The sequence below is a fragment of the Acinetobacter sp. 1294596 genome, assembly GCF_000582925.1.
GTDB lineage: Bacteria > Pseudomonadota > Gammaproteobacteria > Pseudomonadales > Moraxellaceae > Acinetobacter > Acinetobacter radioresistens.
The window spans coordinates 127,311-144,689 of record NZ_JFCC01000001.1 but is presented as its reverse complement, the minus strand read 5'-3'; the positions used below and the strand labels follow the sequence as shown (position 1 = coordinate 144,689).

Annotated in this window: 15 protein-coding genes; 9 read left to right on the top strand and 6 right to left on the bottom strand. The window is 44.4% G+C overall.

Going from position 1 to position 17,379, the window contains the following annotated elements; all coding sequences use genetic code 11:
- Positions 1-40: 40 nt before the first annotated feature.
- The 4 genes from pta to J502_RS00630 all read right to left on the bottom strand — a co-directional run bounded on the left by pta (position 41) and on the right by J502_RS00630 (position 5,540).
- Entirely contained in the window at positions 41-2,185 is a 2,145-nt protein-coding gene (gene pta, locus J502_RS00645; protein ID WP_005405832.1) for a phosphate acetyltransferase, read from the bottom strand.
- Between the two features lie 54 nt (positions 2,186-2,239).
- On the bottom strand, positions 2,240-3,454 hold the full coding sequence (locus J502_RS00640; RefSeq protein ID WP_005016542.1) for an acetate/propionate family kinase: 1,215 nt from the start codon (positions 3,452-3,454) through the stop codon (positions 2,240-2,242).
- A gap of 278 nt (positions 3,455-3,732) precedes the next feature.
- Entirely contained in the window at positions 3,733-4,146 is a 414-nt protein-coding gene (locus J502_RS00635) for a hypothetical protein (RefSeq protein WP_005023368.1), read from the bottom strand.
- A gap of 128 nt (positions 4,147-4,274) precedes the next feature.
- Positions 4,275-5,540: a glutamate-5-semialdehyde dehydrogenase gene (locus J502_RS00630; RefSeq protein WP_005405421.1), complete on the bottom strand. Its 1,266-nt coding sequence runs from the start codon at positions 5,538-5,540 to the stop codon at positions 4,275-4,277.
- 309 nt (positions 5,541-5,849) lie between these two features.
- Between J502_RS00630 and J502_RS00625 the strand changes: the two genes are divergently transcribed.
- Complete coding sequence (locus J502_RS00625) at positions 5,850-7,169, top strand: alpha/beta fold hydrolase (protein WP_005023373.1); 1,320 nt, start codon at positions 5,850-5,852, stop codon at positions 7,167-7,169.
- 23 nt (positions 7,170-7,192) lie between these two features.
- On the opposite strand, the gene J502_RS00620 is transcribed toward J502_RS00625, so the two are convergent.
- Both J502_RS00620 and nagZ read right to left on the bottom strand, forming a co-directional pair.
- The gene (locus tag J502_RS00620; protein WP_005023376.1) at positions 7,193-8,047 is read right to left on the bottom strand and encodes a class I SAM-dependent methyltransferase; all 855 of its coding nucleotides are present in this window, start codon (positions 8,045-8,047) and stop codon (positions 7,193-7,195) included.
- Positions 8,048-8,131: 84 nt separating this feature from the next.
- Positions 8,132-9,157: a beta-N-acetylhexosaminidase gene (gene nagZ, locus J502_RS00615; RefSeq protein ID WP_005405761.1), complete on the bottom strand. Its 1,026-nt coding sequence runs from the start codon at positions 9,155-9,157 to the stop codon at positions 8,132-8,134.
- Between the two features lie 194 nt (positions 9,158-9,351).
- Between nagZ and J502_RS00610 the strand changes: the two genes are divergently transcribed.
- The 8 genes from J502_RS00610 (at position 9,352) to J502_RS00575 (ending at position 17,359) form a co-directional block, all read left to right on the top strand.
- Positions 9,352-11,541, top strand: a complete 2,190-nt coding sequence (locus J502_RS00610; protein ID WP_034682692.1) for a carboxy terminal-processing peptidase — start codon at positions 9,352-9,354, stop codon at positions 11,539-11,541.
- Between the two features lie 146 nt (positions 11,542-11,687).
- The gene (locus J502_RS00605; RefSeq protein WP_005406005.1) at positions 11,688-12,965 is read left to right on the top strand and encodes a glycosyltransferase family 4 protein; all 1,278 of its coding nucleotides are present in this window, start codon (positions 11,688-11,690) and stop codon (positions 12,963-12,965) included.
- A gap of 28 nt (positions 12,966-12,993) precedes the next feature.
- Positions 12,994-13,545: a phosphatase PAP2 family protein gene (locus J502_RS00600; protein WP_005023384.1), complete on the top strand. Its 552-nt coding sequence runs from the start codon at positions 12,994-12,996 to the stop codon at positions 13,543-13,545.
- An 87-nt stretch (positions 13,546-13,632) separates the two neighbouring features.
- Complete coding sequence (gene iscX / locus J502_RS00595; RefSeq protein ID WP_005023385.1) at positions 13,633-13,833, top strand: Fe-S cluster assembly protein IscX; 201 nt, start codon at positions 13,633-13,635, stop codon at positions 13,831-13,833.
- A gap of 114 nt (positions 13,834-13,947) precedes the next feature.
- Positions 13,948-14,379: a nucleoside-diphosphate kinase gene (gene ndk, locus J502_RS00590; protein ID WP_005016515.1), complete on the top strand. Its 432-nt coding sequence runs from the start codon at positions 13,948-13,950 to the stop codon at positions 14,377-14,379.
- Between the two features lie 122 nt (positions 14,380-14,501).
- Complete coding sequence (gene rlmN / locus J502_RS00585) at positions 14,502-15,737, top strand: dual-specificity RNA methyltransferase RlmN (RefSeq protein WP_005016509.1); 1,236 nt, start codon at positions 14,502-14,504, stop codon at positions 15,735-15,737.
- Between the two features lie 24 nt (positions 15,738-15,761).
- Positions 15,762-16,565 (top strand): type IV pilus biogenesis/stability protein PilW, encoded by an 804-nt coding sequence (gene pilW, locus J502_RS00580; protein WP_005016505.1) that lies wholly within the window; start codon positions 15,762-15,764, stop codon positions 16,563-16,565.
- Positions 16,556-17,359, top strand: coding sequence for a helix-turn-helix domain-containing protein (locus J502_RS00575; protein WP_034682691.1), 804 nt, complete (start codon positions 16,556-16,558; stop codon positions 17,357-17,359). The genes pilW and J502_RS00575 overlap by 10 nt, the downstream gene beginning before the upstream one ends.
- Positions 17,360-17,379 lie beyond the last annotated feature (20 nt).

Genomic DNA, 17,379 nt, shown 5'->3' with positions numbered 1-17,379 from the left:
CAGCCCCAATTGAAATACTGGGACTGTTTTATTTAAAAATTTATACTGTCGCCTGTTGTTCTGCCTGAATGGCAGTCAAAGCAATCGTAAAAACAATATCATCAACCAAAGCGCCGCGTGACAGGTCATTTACCGGCTTGTTCAGTCCTTGCAGCATTGGGCCAACACTTACGACATTTGCAGCACGCTGTACAGCCTTGTAAGTTGTGTTGCCAGTATTGAGGTCTGGGAAGATAAAGACATTGGCGCGCCCTGCTACAGGTGACTCAGGTGCTTTCTGGCGGCCCACGCTTTCAACAGACGCAGCGTCATACTGCAAAGGACCATCAATCAACAGATCAGGGCGACGTTGACGGGCAATCTCTGTTGCTTCACGAACTTTATCAACATCGGCACCGGTACCTGAGGTTCCGGTTGAGTAACTGATCATGGCAATACGCGGGTCAATACCAAAGGCCCTGGCTGAATCTGCGGACTGGATGGCAATCTCAGCAAGCTGCTGGGCATCTGGATCGGGATTAATAGCACAATCCCCATATACATAGACTTCATCTGGTAACAGCATAAAGAATACTGAAGAGACCAGCGAATATTCTGGAGCTGTTTTAATCAGCTGAAATGCCGGTCGCACTGTATTAGCCGTGGTATGTACCGCCCCAGAAACCAGTCCGTCAACCTGATCCAGTGCCAGCATCATGGTGCCCAGCACTACAGTATCCTGTAACTGTTCTTTGGCCTGAATGTCATTGATTTTGCCTTTTCGCAGCTCGACCATACTGCTAATGTACTGGCTACGAATAGTATCCGGATCAATGATTTCAAGATCGTCTGGTAATTCAATATTACGGGCTTTGGCAATTTCTAAAACTGCTTCTGGTTTGGCTAGCAAAATACAGTGAGCAATTCCGCGAGACTGGCAGATCGCTGCAGCCTGAATAGTACGAGGTTCATCACCCTCTGGTAGAACGATGCGCTTTTTCGCAGCAATCGACTTCTGGACCAGTTCATGCCGGAAAGCTGAAGGGGACAGGCGGGGAGTTGCATTACCATTGATTTGCTGGGTCAGCCAGTCCAGATCAATATGGCTAGAGACAAAACGGGTAACCTGCTCGGCACGTTCTGTATCGTCAACTGGTATTTCATTACTCAGATTTGCCAGACGCTGTGCTGTTTCCAGAGTAGTCAGCTGCGTATGTAAAATGGGTAGTCCCTGTTTGATAGCATTCTGGCAGAAATTTAGAATCTGGGCATTGGGTGCCTGACGCTCGGTTAGTACTAGGCCTGCTAGCGGTATACCATGACTGGTAGCTAAACTGCTGGCAAGTAGTACATCGGTACGTTCGGAAGCACTGATAATCAGTTCACCGGCAACAAATTTGTTCAGCTCATATTCAATACTTGAGGTAATCAGGCTGCTATGTAATACACGACGCTGCCGTGCTTCTCCCTGATGAATCCATTCGCCCTGAATCAGACGGGCAATGTCCAGTGTACGTGGAACACTCAGGGTATTGCTAAATGGAACCAGACCAATAATCGGTAAGTCAGCAGTCCCTAAATAACGGTTATATTTTTGCAGCTCGATCGTGAAGGTTGCAATTTCTGCACTTAAACGCAGTGAAGGATCAATGGTCACCGGAATCTGTGCAACTTCTTCAGGTAAGCCTTTAGTTCGCATGAACAGCACACCTGCTGTACGCTCTGAAGCAGCGCCACCGAACTGGCGTAGATGTGCTTCAATTTTTTCAGCAGTTTTACGCGGATTCTGTACGTCTGCAGTACTGACTAGGATTACCTTGGCATCTAGTGCTTGTGCAAGGGCGGCATTTAACTCACCTGCAAATTGGTCCTCATGATTTGGCAATAAGCCTTCTACAATAATCACATCATGTTTGGCGGCAACACTGCGATGCAGGCTGACTGCTTCTTCAAGCAGTTCATCCATTTCTTCCATTGCGATCAGCTGGCTAACTCTTTCATATGCAATCGGTTCAACCGTACTGGTCTGGAATAAATGTTCAAACAGGCTAGTGGTACGGTTCTGATCATTTTCCTGAAAAGATTCAGAAAAAGGTTTTAAAAATCCTGCCTTAATACCATTACAGTCCAGTGCATAGATCATTCCCAGGCAGGCTGAAGTCAGACCGACACCTTCTCCAGTTGGAATCAGTAGAATTGTATTCATAGGAGCCTTAAAAAATTAAATAAAATATAAATCACAGAAGGTTAAAGCCCGCAATTAAGCAGGCTCTACAGCAAGTTCAGACTTTTTTGATAGTAAACTCGTCTGTGCAGCTACTTGACGGGTTTCTTGGGCGATACGTGCCTCTTCATCGGTTGGAATCACCCATATTTGTGGGCCATGGCCTTGGTCAATCCGACCTTCAGTACCACGTTTTAATTCATTGTTTTGGGTTTTATTTAAGTTGAAGCCAAAGTGTGGCAGATAGGAGAGCGTCTTTTCACGAATATAAGCTGAGTTTTCCCCAATACCCCCAGTAAAGATCAGTCCGTCAATACGTGGCAGACCACAGCTGATGGCAGCAAGAGATTTGGCAAGACGGTAACAGAATACTTCAATTGCCAGCGTGGCATCTTCATTGCCCTGTTCAGAAGCTTCAATTAAAGTTCGCATATCATTAGAAAGATCAGATAAGCCCAGCAGGCCACTTTCCTTGTTCAGCATGCGGTCAATCTTGTAGACATCCCAGCCGAGGTTGGCTGCTAAGAAGCTGTGCAGACTTGGATCAACATCGCCACTGCGTGTGCCCATTACTACACCTTCAAGAGGGGTAAGCCCCATTGATGTATCTACGCTCTGACCATTCCAAATGGCGCAAGTTGAACTGCCGTTACCCAGATGTGCAGTTAGCCAGCCCCCTTGTTTAAGGTTTCCAGCCAGTTCTGAACCACGCTCAGAAACGTAAGCATGACTAGTGCCATGGAAGCCATAGCGACGGACATTATGTTCTGTGTATAGGAATTTTGGTACGGCATAGCGATAAGCATGCGCCGGCATTGTCTGGTGAAAAGCAGTGTCGAAAACTGCAACCTGAGGAAGCTCAGGAAACAGGCGCATGGTGGCATCGATACCTACCAGATGAGCCGGGTTATGCAATGGTGCGAGCGGAGTTGCTTCACGAATACGTTCTACAATCGTATCAGTCAGTAGTTCGGCCTTGGTTAGTGTGCCGCCGTGAACTACCCGGTGACCAATTGCTTGCGGTTTGTATTGTGACAGGCGGCTTAAAATGGTTTCTAGTGCCTGTTCGTGATCAGCATGAGGGATCGAAAGTTCAAGTGGTTGTCCACCAATGGTAACACCTTTGATACGTGCATCAGCAGAGCCCAGATTTTCTGCCAAACCATAGATACGATCTTTTGCCTGCTCAGAGATTAAGGCATATTTAATAGATGAAGAACCGCAATTGATGACTAATACTGATGTAGACACGTTGGATACCCGAATTCTAATTGAAATAATCTTGTCCCTCTGATCTTGAACCAGTGTACAGGCTAGAGATCATGAGTATGTTTTAACACGTGTATTTTTTCTGTCCAACCTAGACTTTAGCCGATTAGACTTAAGCACTATGGATGGTCTATTCAATAATATTTAATATTAATCAGTTAATTGTTATAGCGTAGCACAGGAATAAAAAAATCATATTCGGTTTTACGCAAAGCTAAAGTATCGTTGCAAATTTCATCTATAGTTCATTTCTTTATTTATTACTCTTGCCCCTGAGATTTATATTTCATCTCGGCCCATCTCACCAGAACATAGGCAATCAGTGCCACCATGAAAAATACCAGCATCATCCAGGCTAAACCTTGCAAAGTTTCGATAATTGTCCGGTAAATTTCCAGAAACCAGCGCTCATTCGTCAGTTCAATAATAAAACGTTCATCTTTGGGGCCGTAGTTGACAGGATTAATATATTTTTCCATATCGTAGATGCGAACTCCGGAAGAGGTACCTACGACCATGCCGGCAAATTTTGTATATTTGGCCCAAGCTGTATAAATAGGATCATGAATGATACGGGCTAAAATAGTATTAATAGAGCTGGAAAAAATTCGCATCACAATGAAGGAAACCAGCAGTGCTAAAATGAAAGTACTCAACATTAAATAAAAGAACATATCCATCTCCTTGTTTTTATAATTATTAGACTGAAAAGAGAAATTCTGGAGTATTTGGGCTGTTTAGCACCAGAGTTTGATGCTAAACATCAGGATTTGTATACAGGTAATCCTAATTAAACAGGAAATTAATGACGGATTTGTCCATCACCTAAAACGATCCATTTTTGTGAGGTTAGCCCTTCGAGACCCACCGGACCACGGGCGTGAATCTTATCAGTTGAAATGCCGATCTCGGCACCCAGACCATATTCAAAGCCGTCAGCAAAACGGGTCGATGCATTGACCATCACTGAACTTGAGTCTACTAGGGCCAGAAACTTACGTGCCAGAGAGAAGTTTTCAGTAATAATGGCATCAGTATGATGCGAGCCATATTTATTGATGTGCTCAATTGCTTCATCAATACCACTCACGACTTTTACTGCCAGAATTGGCCCAAGATATTCAGTGTACCAGTCTTCTTCAGTGGCGGCCTTGACTGAAGTACCCAAAATACGACGGGTTTCAGGACAGCCACGTAGCTCAACCTGCTTTTCCTGATACAGCTCGGCAATATGGGGTAGAAAGTCATCAGCAATCTGTTCATCGACCAGCAGGGTTTCCATGGCATTACATACGCCGTAACGATGAGTCTTTGCATTTAAAGCAATTGGCAAGGCTTTATGCAAATCTGCCTGTGCCTCTACAAATACATGGCAGTTACCGTCTAAATGCTTGATCACAGGAATACGTGCCTCTTCTGTGATTCGTTCAATCAGGCTTTTGCCACCACGTGGAACAATAACATCGACATATTCGGTCAAGGTAATCAGTTGGCCTACAGCAGCCCGGTCGGTGGTTTCCAGTACCTGAACCGCATGTTCGGGCAGTCCGGCAGTTTTTAAACCATGTTGAATAGCCGCTGCAATCGCCTGATTCGATTCGAATGCTTCAGAGCCACCACGTAAAATGATGGCGTTGCCTGATTTAAGCGCAAGAGAGGCAGCCTCTAGGGTAACATTCGGACGGGATTCATAAATCATACCGACTACGCCTAAGGGCACACGCATTTTACCGAGCTGGATGCCTGAGGGACGATAGGACATGTCAGTAATTTCACCAATCGGATCTACCAGACCGATGACATCCTTTAAACCCTGCAGCATACCTTTGAAACGGCTGGGAGTCAGTTCCAAGCGATCGAGCAGTGCACTGTCCAAATTATTGTTACGGCCTTTGGTCATATCCATCTGGTTAGCCGTGAGAATTTGTGTTTCACTGTTCTCAAGCGCTGTGTAGATTGCGGACAAGGCATTGTTTTTAGTATCGGTAGAAGCACTGGCCAGCAGACGCGAAGCCTGACGAGCCTGTTGTCCGACCGTTTGCATATACTGTTCAATCGAATTGTGCATAGCGGTTTGATCACTCAGAATTTTCTTTGATAGTAACAGTCTCCGCCTGCGCAATGAAGGCTTGTCTCAAAAAAAAACTGTCATGTAGTGCAGTATAAAAAAGTTTTGGAAATACTTTCAGCGCTAAAACTAGATGAACGGTAACGAAAGCAGTTGCCCAAAAATAAAGCATTTGTATACTATGAAATGCATTCTATAAAATGAATAAAAAATTATAGAAAACAAAACGTCTATAAAAGGTAGAGGAATACCTTGGTTTTAAAAACCGACTTGCACAATAAAAAATAAAGCAAGCGTTGAGGAGGGAGTATGAATTCCATTATCCAACTGGACATGGATGCCGAAGGGAAGCAACACCGTCATTTTTTTGATTTTTACCATAAGGACATTTTTAAACAACCTCCACGCATGACCTGGATTGACGGCTGGAAAGTTGAGTATATGGCTATCGCCCAACCTGCGACAGTGCATAAAACTCCTATCGTTATTGTGGGTGGAGCATTTCAGAATTTCAATTCCTACAAGTATTGTGTTGAACAGCTTTTTGCCAGTGGTCCGATTATTCTGATTGACTTGCCTTCTATGGGGGCTAACCAGCAAATTATGAATCATGACAGCGGTGTGTCTGCCGGAAGTCTGGAATTGCCAGACCTGGCGGCTATGCTTGGTCGATGGCTCGACATTGAAGGACTGGAAAAAGTATCAGTTATGGGTATGTCCCTTGGGTCTGTAGTAGCGGCTTATTTTGCTGAGCAGCGACCTGAACTGGTAGAGCGTATGATTCTGATGGGCGTAATGCAAAAAACCCGGAAAAGCTGGCGCATGATTTTAGAAGAATCACTCAAACTTATGCAGGAAGACCGGATGGAAGAGTTCGGTCAGGCAGTGATTCTGTATCTGGTTAATCATGCCAAGTTAGATAAGACCCGTATGTCACCTACTGCCAAACGATTGTTTTTTCGGCAAATGGCTGAGTTTCAGTCTACTGAACGTGAGCGTTATGCGATTAATTGCAGTCGATTACTCAGATTACAGCATGTTCCTGCTCCTGCCTGTAAAACACTTGTTGCAGCTGGACAATATGACAGTTTTACACTACCTCATGAAAACGCATATTTTGCCTTGCAATGTCCGGATATGGAGTTTGCCCTGATTGCCAATGCTGACCATGTTCCACAGTTACAGCGGCGTAAAGAAACTATGCGTCTCTTTTCAGCCTTCCTAAATGCCGAAGCGCTGGAAGGACTCGAAGGCATTATTCCCATGACTCGTGAAGAAATCCTGACGATGGAGCGCCGTGGAGAAAGACGTATCTCTATGTACGGTCAACTTTCACAACTGTCACACCGTTACCTGTCTGTAGAATTTCAAGTGAATATTTCTGACATCAGCTTTTTTGGTGTGTATTTAAAAATTCCTGACCCGCAGCAATTAAACCTGATACAGCAATATCCACGTGATCTGGCACTTCACCTTGAAGATGATCAGGGAGTGTTTCAAATAGAGTGTCTGATTTTTGAAGCAGAACAGCAGGGTATACGTGCACTGTTCAAGCATGGCAGTTTTGAACTGGCAGAACGTTTACTTCATTTTATTGCCTGTCAGCAGGAAGCTATGACTTTAGCTTGATTTAAAATATTAAAAAAACAGCGTCATATACGCTGTTTTTTTTGTGCATGAACCATCCAGACAATATCGTGTGACCGGGCCTCTTGAGCCGGCTTGGAGCCTTTTGAATAAAGAGAATCTGCAGGTTGAATAACCTCACCCTCATCAAAACCTGCGTTCTGTATAAATTGCTGTACTTCAGCCGGATTTTGAAAATGGAAAGTAAAAGCACTACGTGACATCCATTTTAATAATTTACTGCTGCTCCACATGACCTTTGCCAGACGTCTGCCTTGGGGCTGGGGATAAAGATCGGTCAGATAATGTAATGTTCTAAACTTACTGCCATAAAGAGAAATATTGCTGATCAGCTGTTTTAAGTGAGTCAGGTCAAAATAGTTGACTAATCCTTCACTGATAACAACTAAAGGACGTTTAGGATCAAAAATTTCAAAAACCTGTTTAAAGTTTTCACTAAATAAATCAACAGATAAAACTTCTGGGCTATTAGGGTCAATCTGCTGTAGTGCTTGTTGCTTGATGTGTGCCATTGCTGGCAAGTCCAGTTCACGATAGTCGATTTGTGGATAATGTTTTCTAAACCACCAACCACGTGGTGATAATCCACAGGCAATTTCCAGAACCTGTAAATTTGGTGTTTGCTCAAGCAACTGTTTAAGCGCATCATCTAGCATTTCATGACGCTGTTTCAAAGAGCTGCGCATACTGGCGCCTATAAATTTCTCTGCCCAGCTTTCTACCGGTTTAACCAGCATCGCCAGACTTTTACCCTTGGACGTAGCAAGTTCAGGATGTGAAATTCCCATCTGATACCAAATATAACCAGTATAATGAGCAGTAAAAGAAATATGCCGGTGTCTAGACAGCTCTCGTGTCATGAATAAATCCTCATTTTTATTTTAATCAGTTGCTATTTATATAAGAAAAAAGAGCATGTGTAATGCTCTTTTGACTTTAACCGCTTAATGGCAGCTATTGGCTTTAAATGCTTCAATTTCCTGTTTGATTTGTTGCCATTCGGTACCCAGTTCAAGTCCTGATTTAGGTAAAATATCTGGGATTTTACCGCGCATCCGTTCCAGGCGTTGCTGGTCTGGTAATGGGAAATCCTGAATGGCGCTCAGTGCCAGACGGGCAGCTGTACGGTCATTGCAAACCAGACCCATATCACAGCCAGCTTGCAGTGCAGCTTGTATACGCGCATCAGCACCACCAGCCACACAAGCGGCCTGCATGGTCAGGTCATCTGAAAATAATACACCATCAAATTTAAGTTCTTTACGCAAAATATGTTGTACCCAAAACTCGGAAAAACCGGCTGGTTTAGAATCAACCTGCTCATAAACCACATGAGCCGGCATGAGTGCATCCAGTTCGGACTGTAATTGAATAAAGGGCTGCATGTCATTCTGATAAATTTCATCATAATTACGGTTATCAATGGCAGCGGCCACGTGAGAGTCTGCTTTGACATTACCGTGGCCTGGGAAATGTTTACCTGTAGTGGCCATACCGGCACGGTGCATACCTTGAATAAAAGCGTGTGCAAGAGGAATAATATCAGCCTGGGTCAAAGCAAAGCCCCGGTCACCAATGACATCACTAATGGCATTGATATCGAGCACGGGCGCAAAACTAAAATCGATCCCTACAGCAAGAACTTCAGTTGCCATAAGCCAGCCACATTTTTCTGCGAGGTCCAGAGCGGCTTCTGGATTCTGCTGATAGACTTCACCAAAACGACCCATGGCAGGTAGCAGGGTGAAGCCGGTTTTAAGGCGCTGTACCCGGCCACCTTCCTGATCTACCGCAATTAAAATATCTGGACGAATCAGACGCATATGATCAGTCAGCGTACGGACCTGTTTAGGAGACTCAATATTCCGTGAAAATAAAATCATGCCGCCGACTTGCGGAGCCTTTAATAGTTCAATATCTTCTAAGGTCAGGGTTGTACCGGCGATATCGAGCATTAGTGCGCCAATCATATGGGGTTCCGTATTAAGATCTTTAATTAAAACAATACCTGAATTCAGCAATGTTTTGCTACATTTTGTGGGTACAGAATATGATAAAACTACACGATACAACTTTTCGGCCTGTTTAAGATATTGAATTCGCTTTGTTCATTTCGGAAACATCGTGGTGTAATTGGGAATATCCAAGGAAGTATTAATTATTTATGAAACTTCAAATGCTCGCTTGTGCAGTTGCAGTGGCAACTGGGGGACTGTTCTTTTCACATGCCATTAGTCAGGCAACTGCTGCAACCAATCAAACGGCTGTTTCTTCTGTATCGCTTCAGCCGACCCAGGAACAGGCTCTGGTTTCACGTCAGTTGGCAACTTTGGTAGACCGTCAGCATTACTTAAATATGCGTCTTGATGCCCAGACATCCAATCGGATTCTGGAGATGTATCTGGACAGCCTTGATCCAGACCACTCACTATTTCTACAGCCGGAAGTCGAGCAATATAAAAATAAATACGGCTCAAATTTTGGCGCATCCTTAAAGGCGGGAGACCTGTCTGGTCCCTATACAATTCATGCACAGTACCGTCAGCGTCTAGCTGCGTTTTACCAGTTCATGCTTAATGAACTCAAGAAACCGCAGAATTTGAAGCAGCCGAATGTCTTCATTGAAACGGACCGAGAGAAGGCACCTTATTTTAAAACAACTGCCGAGCAGCAAGATTTTTGGCGGAAAATGCTGGTGTCCCAGCTGATTAACCTGACTATCACTAAAGAAGAAGAACTGGCCAAGCAAAAAGCGATTAAAGATAACCCGGAGCTGGCAAACGGCCAGGATCTTTCCAGTTTTGAGGACTTGTCCCCGGTTCAGACCCTCACCAAACGGTATACCCGTCAGCTGGAACGTATCAGTCGCATTAAGAGTGACGATGTGCTGGACAAAACCTTGAATGCTATGCTGGCAACTTATGATCCGCACAGTAACTATTTCCCGCCAATTGATGCAATGGAGCTGAACCGTCAGACCACTTTACAGCTTGAAGGCATCGGGGTATCAATCCGGCCGGAACGTGGTAATGAAGACTACACTAAAATTGAAACAATTGTAGAAGGTGGTCCGGCTGGTAAATCGGGACAAGTGAAATCTGGTGACCGAATTATCGGGGTGTCACAAGATGGCGGCAAAATGATTGACGTCATTGGTTGGCCAAGTGCAGAAATTGTTGGACTGATTCGAGGCAAGCGTGGCACCAAAGTAACCTTAAAGCTTTTAGGTAGTGGAGCTTCAATGGGACAGGCCCGTACCGTCACTTTAGTTCGTGATGTCATTCAGGAAGAAGATGCAGGAGTCCGTTTACGGACGGTTGAAATCAACCGTGATGGTAAAAAACATGTGTTTGGTGTAATTGAAATTCCGTCATTCTACCTGAACTACCGCGCACGTCGTGCAGGTACGGAGTATCGCTCGGTTTCAGAGGATACCAATAATGCATTACGTGCACTTTCTGCTAAAAATGTAGAAGGAATAATTATTGATCTGCGCAATAATCCTGGAGGCTCACTAGAAGAAGTCGCACGTATGCTGGGTCAGGTCATCAAGGAAGGCCCGGTAGTGCAAATCCGTGATGGTAACGGTAATGTCAGCGTCTTTGAAGATAATGATGGTGGATTACAAACCTATGCCGGCCCATTGGCGGTACTGGTCAATCTGGCTTCTGCTTCAGCAAGTGAAATCTATTCAGCAGCTATTCAGGATTATGAGCGTGGTATTGTAATTGGCAGTACTACCACCGGTAAGGGGACTGCTCAAGTGCAGCTGGATACTCTGGCATATGGACAGGCTACACTGACACAGCGTAAATTCTACCGCGTTACAGGTGGCAGTACCCAGAATAAGGGTGTCATTCCTGATATTAAACTGGTCGATATTTATGATGAGGAATTTGGCGAGCGTAAAGCTAAAAATGCCTTAAAGTGGGATACTATTCCAACTGCACCTTTCAAGCGTGAAGGATCTATTCAGCCTTATGTTGCCCAACTGGCCCAGTTATCCAGCCAGCGCGTAAAGCTTGATCCACAATTTAAGTATCTGGATCAACGTAAAGCCATCTCTCAGGCCGGCAAAGAGAAAAAACAGCTTGCGCTGGACATTGATCAACGCAAGGCTGAGTTAAAGGATCTTGAACAGAAAACCTTGGCTGCTGAAAATGCCCGTCGCCAAATCGCAGGCCAAAAACCTTATGCTAATTGGGAAAGCTATCAGGCTTCACTGGAAGCATTAGCAGAATCACGTGCCAAGATGAAAGCTACTCAACGTCCACCATTACCCGAGGAAGAAACCTTCGTTTCTGAAGCTGCAAATGTGCTTTTAGACTATGCCAAGTTAAAAGGTCAAGCTTAAAACGCTAGGGTGTATCAGTGAAAAAAGCACGCTTCGGCGTGCTTTTTATATGAGCTGTCAGAAAACTGTCATGACCTGATCATATTTCTGTCAAGCATGACTTCTATAGTGAATATATGAGAATAACTAGATCAGTCAGGTGACGTATGTCTAATCCATACGCTACAGCCTTCAAGCAGCAGGATTTTCCAGAAAATTTCAGATTCTATTTTAAAAACCAGCAGCTTAATTCTACCTCTGAAGTTGAGCTGATTCAGGGAATAGTCCGTCCACGCCTGAAAATTGCCTTGGTCACCGAAACTTGGCCACCCGAAATTAATGGCGTAGCTTTATCTTTGCTACAGCTTTGTAAAGGTCTGCAACAGCAAGGCCATAAAATTTTACTCATCCGGCCACATCAGCATCAGACATGTCCACATTTTACTCCCAACCGGGAATGTCTGGTGGTTTCGCAAGCGATTCCACGCTATCCGGGACTGCATTTTGGCTGGCCCCAGTATTTAAAGGTCTCCCAGGCACTAGATGATTTCAAGCCTCATGTGGTGCATATTGTGACAGAAGGGCCGCTAGGATTAACAGCATTACAGGCGGCAAAGTCAGCTGGTATTCCTGTTTCAAGCGGTTTTCATTCTCCTTTTCAGGATTTTAGCCGTTTCTTTGATTTGGCTTTTCTGGTGAAACCTGTCCAGAAATATTTATGCTGGTTTCATAATAGTACCCAATTGACCTGTATACCCAGCAAGGATACCGAGCAGTTGCTAAAAGATATGGGGGTCTCTTGCCCTTTAAAAGTGATCGCGCGTGGAGTAGATCCACAACAATTTAATCCGGAGAAACGTTCTGAGCAGTTGCGCAAAAGCTGGGGAGTAAATGCCGATACGAAAGTTCTGTTATATGTGGGGCGGCTTTCTCCTGAAAAAGAAGTGGATGTGCTGATTGAAAGTCATGCACGGCTCTATAGCAATAAAGAGTCATCACCTAAATTAGTCATTGTTGGCGATGGACCGGACCGTTTACGCTTACAAAAAATGGTCCAGAATTCGAATGTGATCTTTACTGGTAATCTAAGTGGAGAAGTATTGGCGACTACATACGCTAGTGCTGATGTATTTACTTTTGCCAGCCAGGTCGAAACATTTGGAAATGTAGTTTTAGAGGCAATGGCTAGCGGTTTACCTGTAATCGCTTATGATTATGCTTGTGCCCATGTATATGTTGAACACGGACAAACGGGGTGGCTCAGCCCTTTAAAAGATATAAATGGTTTAAGCAGGGCAATTGAGAACCTGCCTGAGAATGCTGTTTTAAGAACAATGGGCCTAAACGCCCGCAAGAGGGTTCAGCATGCAGGCTGGCAGCAGCCGGTACAACAGCTTGAGCAGGCGCTCTACCAAGTCGTGCAGGAGTCCGTCATGACCACCTAGCATCCTTTTTCTAAAGAGGAGAATAATAATGAGATTTAGAAATGCCAAAATTAGAATATTAGACCTTGATTTAAAAGGTTGCCTATATCTTAATCACTTTTCCCATTCACAGCGTATAGCCCTGTTTTTCAAAATAATCAGCCGGCTAGGCGATGGAGCTTTCTGGTATGTAATGCTGGCAGCTGTCTGGATGCTTAAAGGATTGGCTTATAGTCTGCAAATTATCTATTTATCATTGGGTGGGCTGCTTGGAACAGGTCTCTATAAATTCTTAAAATGTAAAACTACTCGACCCAGACCTTATCAGGTACATCAGGTCATCATTCTGGGTGAGCGCCCTCTGGATCACTTCAGCTTTCCTTCAGGACATACGCTACATGCAGTATTGGCGACGGTAAGTTTGGGCTATGTACAGCCTGTACTCATGATACTTATGCTGCCTTTTACGGTATTGGTAGCTGTTTCACGCATGGTTCTAGGACTGCATTATCCGAGTGATGTACTGGTTGGCGCTATTCTGGGTGCAGGCGTTGCAGGAGTATTGATCTACTGCGCTCCTTGGTTTGAGCTTATACTTTAAGTTATAAGTTTTTATTTCCAGACTATCTCTACCCAGATGGAATTGATAAAGTAGCGTAACAGTAAATAAATGATGGAAACTTGGATTATGGGCTTACGCTGGACAGATACCATTGATATTGCCATTGAGCTCTCTGAAGCACACCCTGAAGTGGACCCACAATGGGTGCGCTTTACTGACCTGCATGCCTGGGTTTGTGCATTACCTGAGTTTAGTGATAATCCAGAAAAATCAAATGAAGGACTACTTGAAGCGATTCAAATGGCCTGGATTGATGAAGTCCGCTAAAAATAGCTAAAAAAACCTAAACTTTTTACATATTCAAAGCTGCTTATCGCGTATGACCTCAGGTATAATGCGCCAAATTTTTTGACGTTTAAATTTTCAGTTAAGGAGCCAATCATGGCAGTTGAACGTACTCTATCTATTGTTAAGCCAGATGCAGTAGCTAAAAACCACATCGGTGATATTTTTGCTCGTTTTGAAAAAGCTGGCCTAAAAATCGTTGCAACTAAAATGAAACACCTGACTCAAGCTGAAGCTGAAGGCTTCTATGCTGAACATAAAGAACGCGGTTTCTTTGGTGACCTGGTTGCATTCATGACTTCTGGTCCAGTAGTTGTATCTGTACTTGAAGGTGAAAATGCAGTGCTTGCTCACCGTGACATTCTAGGTGCCACTAACCCGAAAGAAGCAGCTCCTGGTACTATCCGTGCAGATTTCGCAACTTCTATTGATGAAAATGCTGCTCACGGTTCAGACTCAGTTGCATCTGCTGAGCGTGAAATTGCTTACTTCTTTGCTGACAACGAGATCTGCCCACGCACTCGTTAATTGACAGCATTTAAACCAGATAAGTGTTATTATACTTATCTGGTTTTTTTATTCTCTAAAGAATTTATTGCTTGAATATTGAGCAACTCCCATTGATCTCTGACATGAGTTAGGTAATACACATGAGTTCTGAAGTGGTCGTTTCATCTCCGTCAACAGATGAACAACAGCCTTCACCTGCTACTCAAGCCTCAAATAGTGCGCTGAAAAAGGTGAATCTGCTGGGCATGTCTCGTGCTGAGCTGGAAAATTTTTTCGAAAAGCTTGGAGAGAAAAAGTTCCGTGCCGGTCAGGTGATGAAATGGATGCATCAATATTTTGTGACCGACTTTGCCGAGATGACCAATATCTCTGGAAAGCTGCGTGCCAAGCTAGAACAGTTATGTGAAATTAAGGCACCTGAAGTGGTGCATCGTCATTATTCTAAAGACGGTACGCGTAAATGGGTTTTTCGTGTTGGAGATGGCGCAGGCTCACTGGTAGAAACCGTACTGATTCCAGCAGAAGATAAGACCGGTTTGCGCAAAACCCTATGTATTTCTTCACAGGTTGGTTGTGCTTTGGACTGCTCGTTTTGCTCTACCGGTAAACAGGGTTTTCAGCGTGATTTAACACCTGATGAAATTATCGGGCAGTTATGGGTAGCTAACCAGTCTTATATGGAAGATGTACCGGTAGCTGAACGCACCCGCTCCGTGACCAATGTGGTCATGATGGGAATGGGCGAACCGCTTTTAAACTATGATGCGGTTTTAAGCTCCATGTATATTATGCTGGATGATTTTGCTTATGGGATGTCCAAGCGCCGTGTCACATTGTCGACTTCAGGCGTAGTGCCTAAAATTGATCAGCTGGCACAGGATATTGATGTAGCCCTGGCAATTTCTTTACATGCGCCAAATGATGAACTGCGTAATGAGCTGGTTCCCATCAATAAAAAGTATCCGTTGGCGCAGCTGATTGCTGCCTGTCAGCGTTACATCAATAAAGATGGCAATGAAAGTGCACGCAAACACGTTACGATTGAATATGTCATGTTGGACGGGGTAAATGACTCACTTGAGCATGCCCAGCAGATGATCAGGCTGTTAAAGAACCTGCCAAGCAAAATTAACCTCATACCGTTTAATCCGTTCCCGCATGCTCCTTATGGCCGCTCTAGCCGCAACCGTATTATTGCTTTTCAAAAAGCTTTGTCGGATGCGGGTTTTGTGTGTACGATTCGTCAGACTCGTGGTGATGATATCGATGCAGCCTGCGGCCAGCTGGTTGGCCAGGTTGCGGACCGTACCCGTCGTGCTGAACAGTGGAAAAAGAAAGTAGCAGAGCGCAATGAAATTATGCGCTCTCATGGATAGATAAACCTGAGAGGAGAAAAGCAGTTGAGAAAGCCGGTGTATAAAACATTTGTATTACTTACAGTGACTTTGTCGGCCTTGCTTGTTACTGCTTGCCAGACTCCAGATACCCTCAGTAAGGATCCAGAAAAGGCAGTCAAGGTTCGAACCCAGCTGGCAGCGGAATATATTAAATCGGGTGATCTGGATGCTGCTAAACGGGCACTAGACCAGGCACTTGAAGTTGATTCCAGAGACGCCACTGCGAACATGATGATGGGAGTCCTGCTCCAGCAAGAGGGGAGTCAGCTAAATCTGGACAAGGCTGAGAGTTATTTCAGACGCTCTATTTCAATTGAGCCTAAAAATGCACAGGCGCGTAATAATTATGGCGCCTATTTGTACCAGATCGGTCGTTATAAAGATGCGATCGAACAACTGGAAATTGCTGGTGCAACTTTAGGCTATGAGCAGCGTTACCAGGCGCTTGAAAATCTGGGACGAATTTATCTTAAGCTCGGCAATGTTGCGAATGCTGAAAAAACATTCAAACAGGCATTGCAAGCTAACCGCGATTCTTCCATTTCAATGTTAGAGTTAGCGGAAATTTTCTATTTGCGGCAACAGATTCCTGCTGCTACACAGCTTTATGAACAATATGTGCGTCGTGTAGGGCAAAAGAATCAGGGTGCGCGTGCTCTTTGGATCGGAATTCGAATTGCGCGTGCCAATGATGATAAAATGGGAACACAAGTTTTGGTGAACCAGTTACGTGCCTTGTTCCCGGACAGCCAAGAATATCAACGTTATTTGCAATTACAGCACAGTACTGAGGCCGTATGGAAGTAAATCCTAATTCACAGCAACCTACTGGTTCTAGCTCTAACGTAGCGCCGAATGCGTTAGGAAATGTTCAGCGTCCTGGTGAGTATTTACGCCATATTCGTATTGCAAAAAACCTTGAACTTGAAACTGTGGCGGCTGACCTTAAAATACCTTTAAAGACTTTGAAGGCGCTTGAGCAGGATGATTATAAAACCCTGCCTGAGGCAGCCTTTATTAAAGGTTATTACCGCTCTTATGCTAAATATCTGGGTACGGATGCAACTGCCATTATCCAGCGGTTTGATGAGATTTATGCCAATGATACCGGCCTGCTGCCAAATCATGCACTGAATAACTCCCCGATTAAAATTATGGGTAAACTGCCTGGTTCTAACAGTGACCGTAACCGGAAATGGATAAAACGGGCTATTGTGGCGGCTGTGATTCTACTGCTAGTCTGGCTGGGGGGGGCTGCTATCCAGAACTGGACATCAGGTAAAAAGGACGAAACTGAGCGGCCAGCTGTAGCCCAGTCAGAGGTTCAGATTGTTGATCTGGATAACAGTCTTAATGCAGCAGCATCTGGTGATCAGCTGGTCTTGAATTTTACCCGGCCTACCTCTGTTCATATAGTTGATGCGACAGGTAAGGTGCTGGCGACAGGACGTCAGGATTCCACTCTGACACTAAGCGGTGAAAGCCCATATCAGATCCGTCTTGATGATGCGACCGCAGTATCACTCAGTTTAAATAGTGAGCAGATTTCATTGTCTCCATATACGGTGAACGGAAAAGCAGAATTCCGTTTGTCTCGCTAATTCGCAACAGTAGAGCGATG

Excerpts from the sequence above, each read along its gene's own strand:
- pta (WP_005405832.1), bottom strand. The coding sequence starts at position 2,185 with ATGAATACAATTCTACTGATTCCAACTGGAGAAGGTGTCGGTCTGACT.
- J502_RS00635 (WP_005023368.1), bottom strand. The coding sequence starts at position 4,146 with ATGTTCTTTTATTTAATGTTGAGTACTTTCATTTTAGCACTGCTGGTT.
- J502_RS00630 (WP_005405421.1), bottom strand. The coding sequence starts at position 5,540 with ATGCACAATTCGATTGAACAGTATATGCAAACGGTCGGACAACAGGCT.
- J502_RS00625 (WP_005023373.1), top strand. The coding sequence starts at position 5,850 with ATGAATTCCATTATCCAACTGGACATGGATGCCGAAGGGAAGCAACAC.
- J502_RS00620 (WP_005023376.1), bottom strand. The coding sequence starts at position 8,047 with ATGACACGAGAGCTGTCTAGACACCGGCATATTTCTTTTACTGCTCAT.
- nagZ (WP_005405761.1), bottom strand. The coding sequence starts at position 9,157 with ATGATTGGCGCACTAATGCTCGATATCGCCGGTACAACCCTGACCTTA.
- J502_RS00610 (WP_034682692.1), top strand. The coding sequence starts at position 9,352 with ATGAAACTTCAAATGCTCGCTTGTGCAGTTGCAGTGGCAACTGGGGGA.
- J502_RS00605 (WP_005406005.1), top strand. The coding sequence starts at position 11,688 with ATGTCTAATCCATACGCTACAGCCTTCAAGCAGCAGGATTTTCCAGAA.
- J502_RS00600 (WP_005023384.1), top strand. The coding sequence starts at position 12,994 with ATGAGATTTAGAAATGCCAAAATTAGAATATTAGACCTTGATTTAAAA.
- iscX (WP_005023385.1), top strand. The coding sequence starts at position 13,633 with ATGGGCTTACGCTGGACAGATACCATTGATATTGCCATTGAGCTCTCT.
- ndk (WP_005016515.1), top strand. The coding sequence starts at position 13,948 with ATGGCAGTTGAACGTACTCTATCTATTGTTAAGCCAGATGCAGTAGCT.
- rlmN (WP_005016509.1), top strand. The coding sequence starts at position 14,502 with ATGAGTTCTGAAGTGGTCGTTTCATCTCCGTCAACAGATGAACAACAG.
- J502_RS00575 (WP_034682691.1), top strand. The coding sequence starts at position 16,556 with ATGGAAGTAAATCCTAATTCACAGCAACCTACTGGTTCTAGCTCTAAC.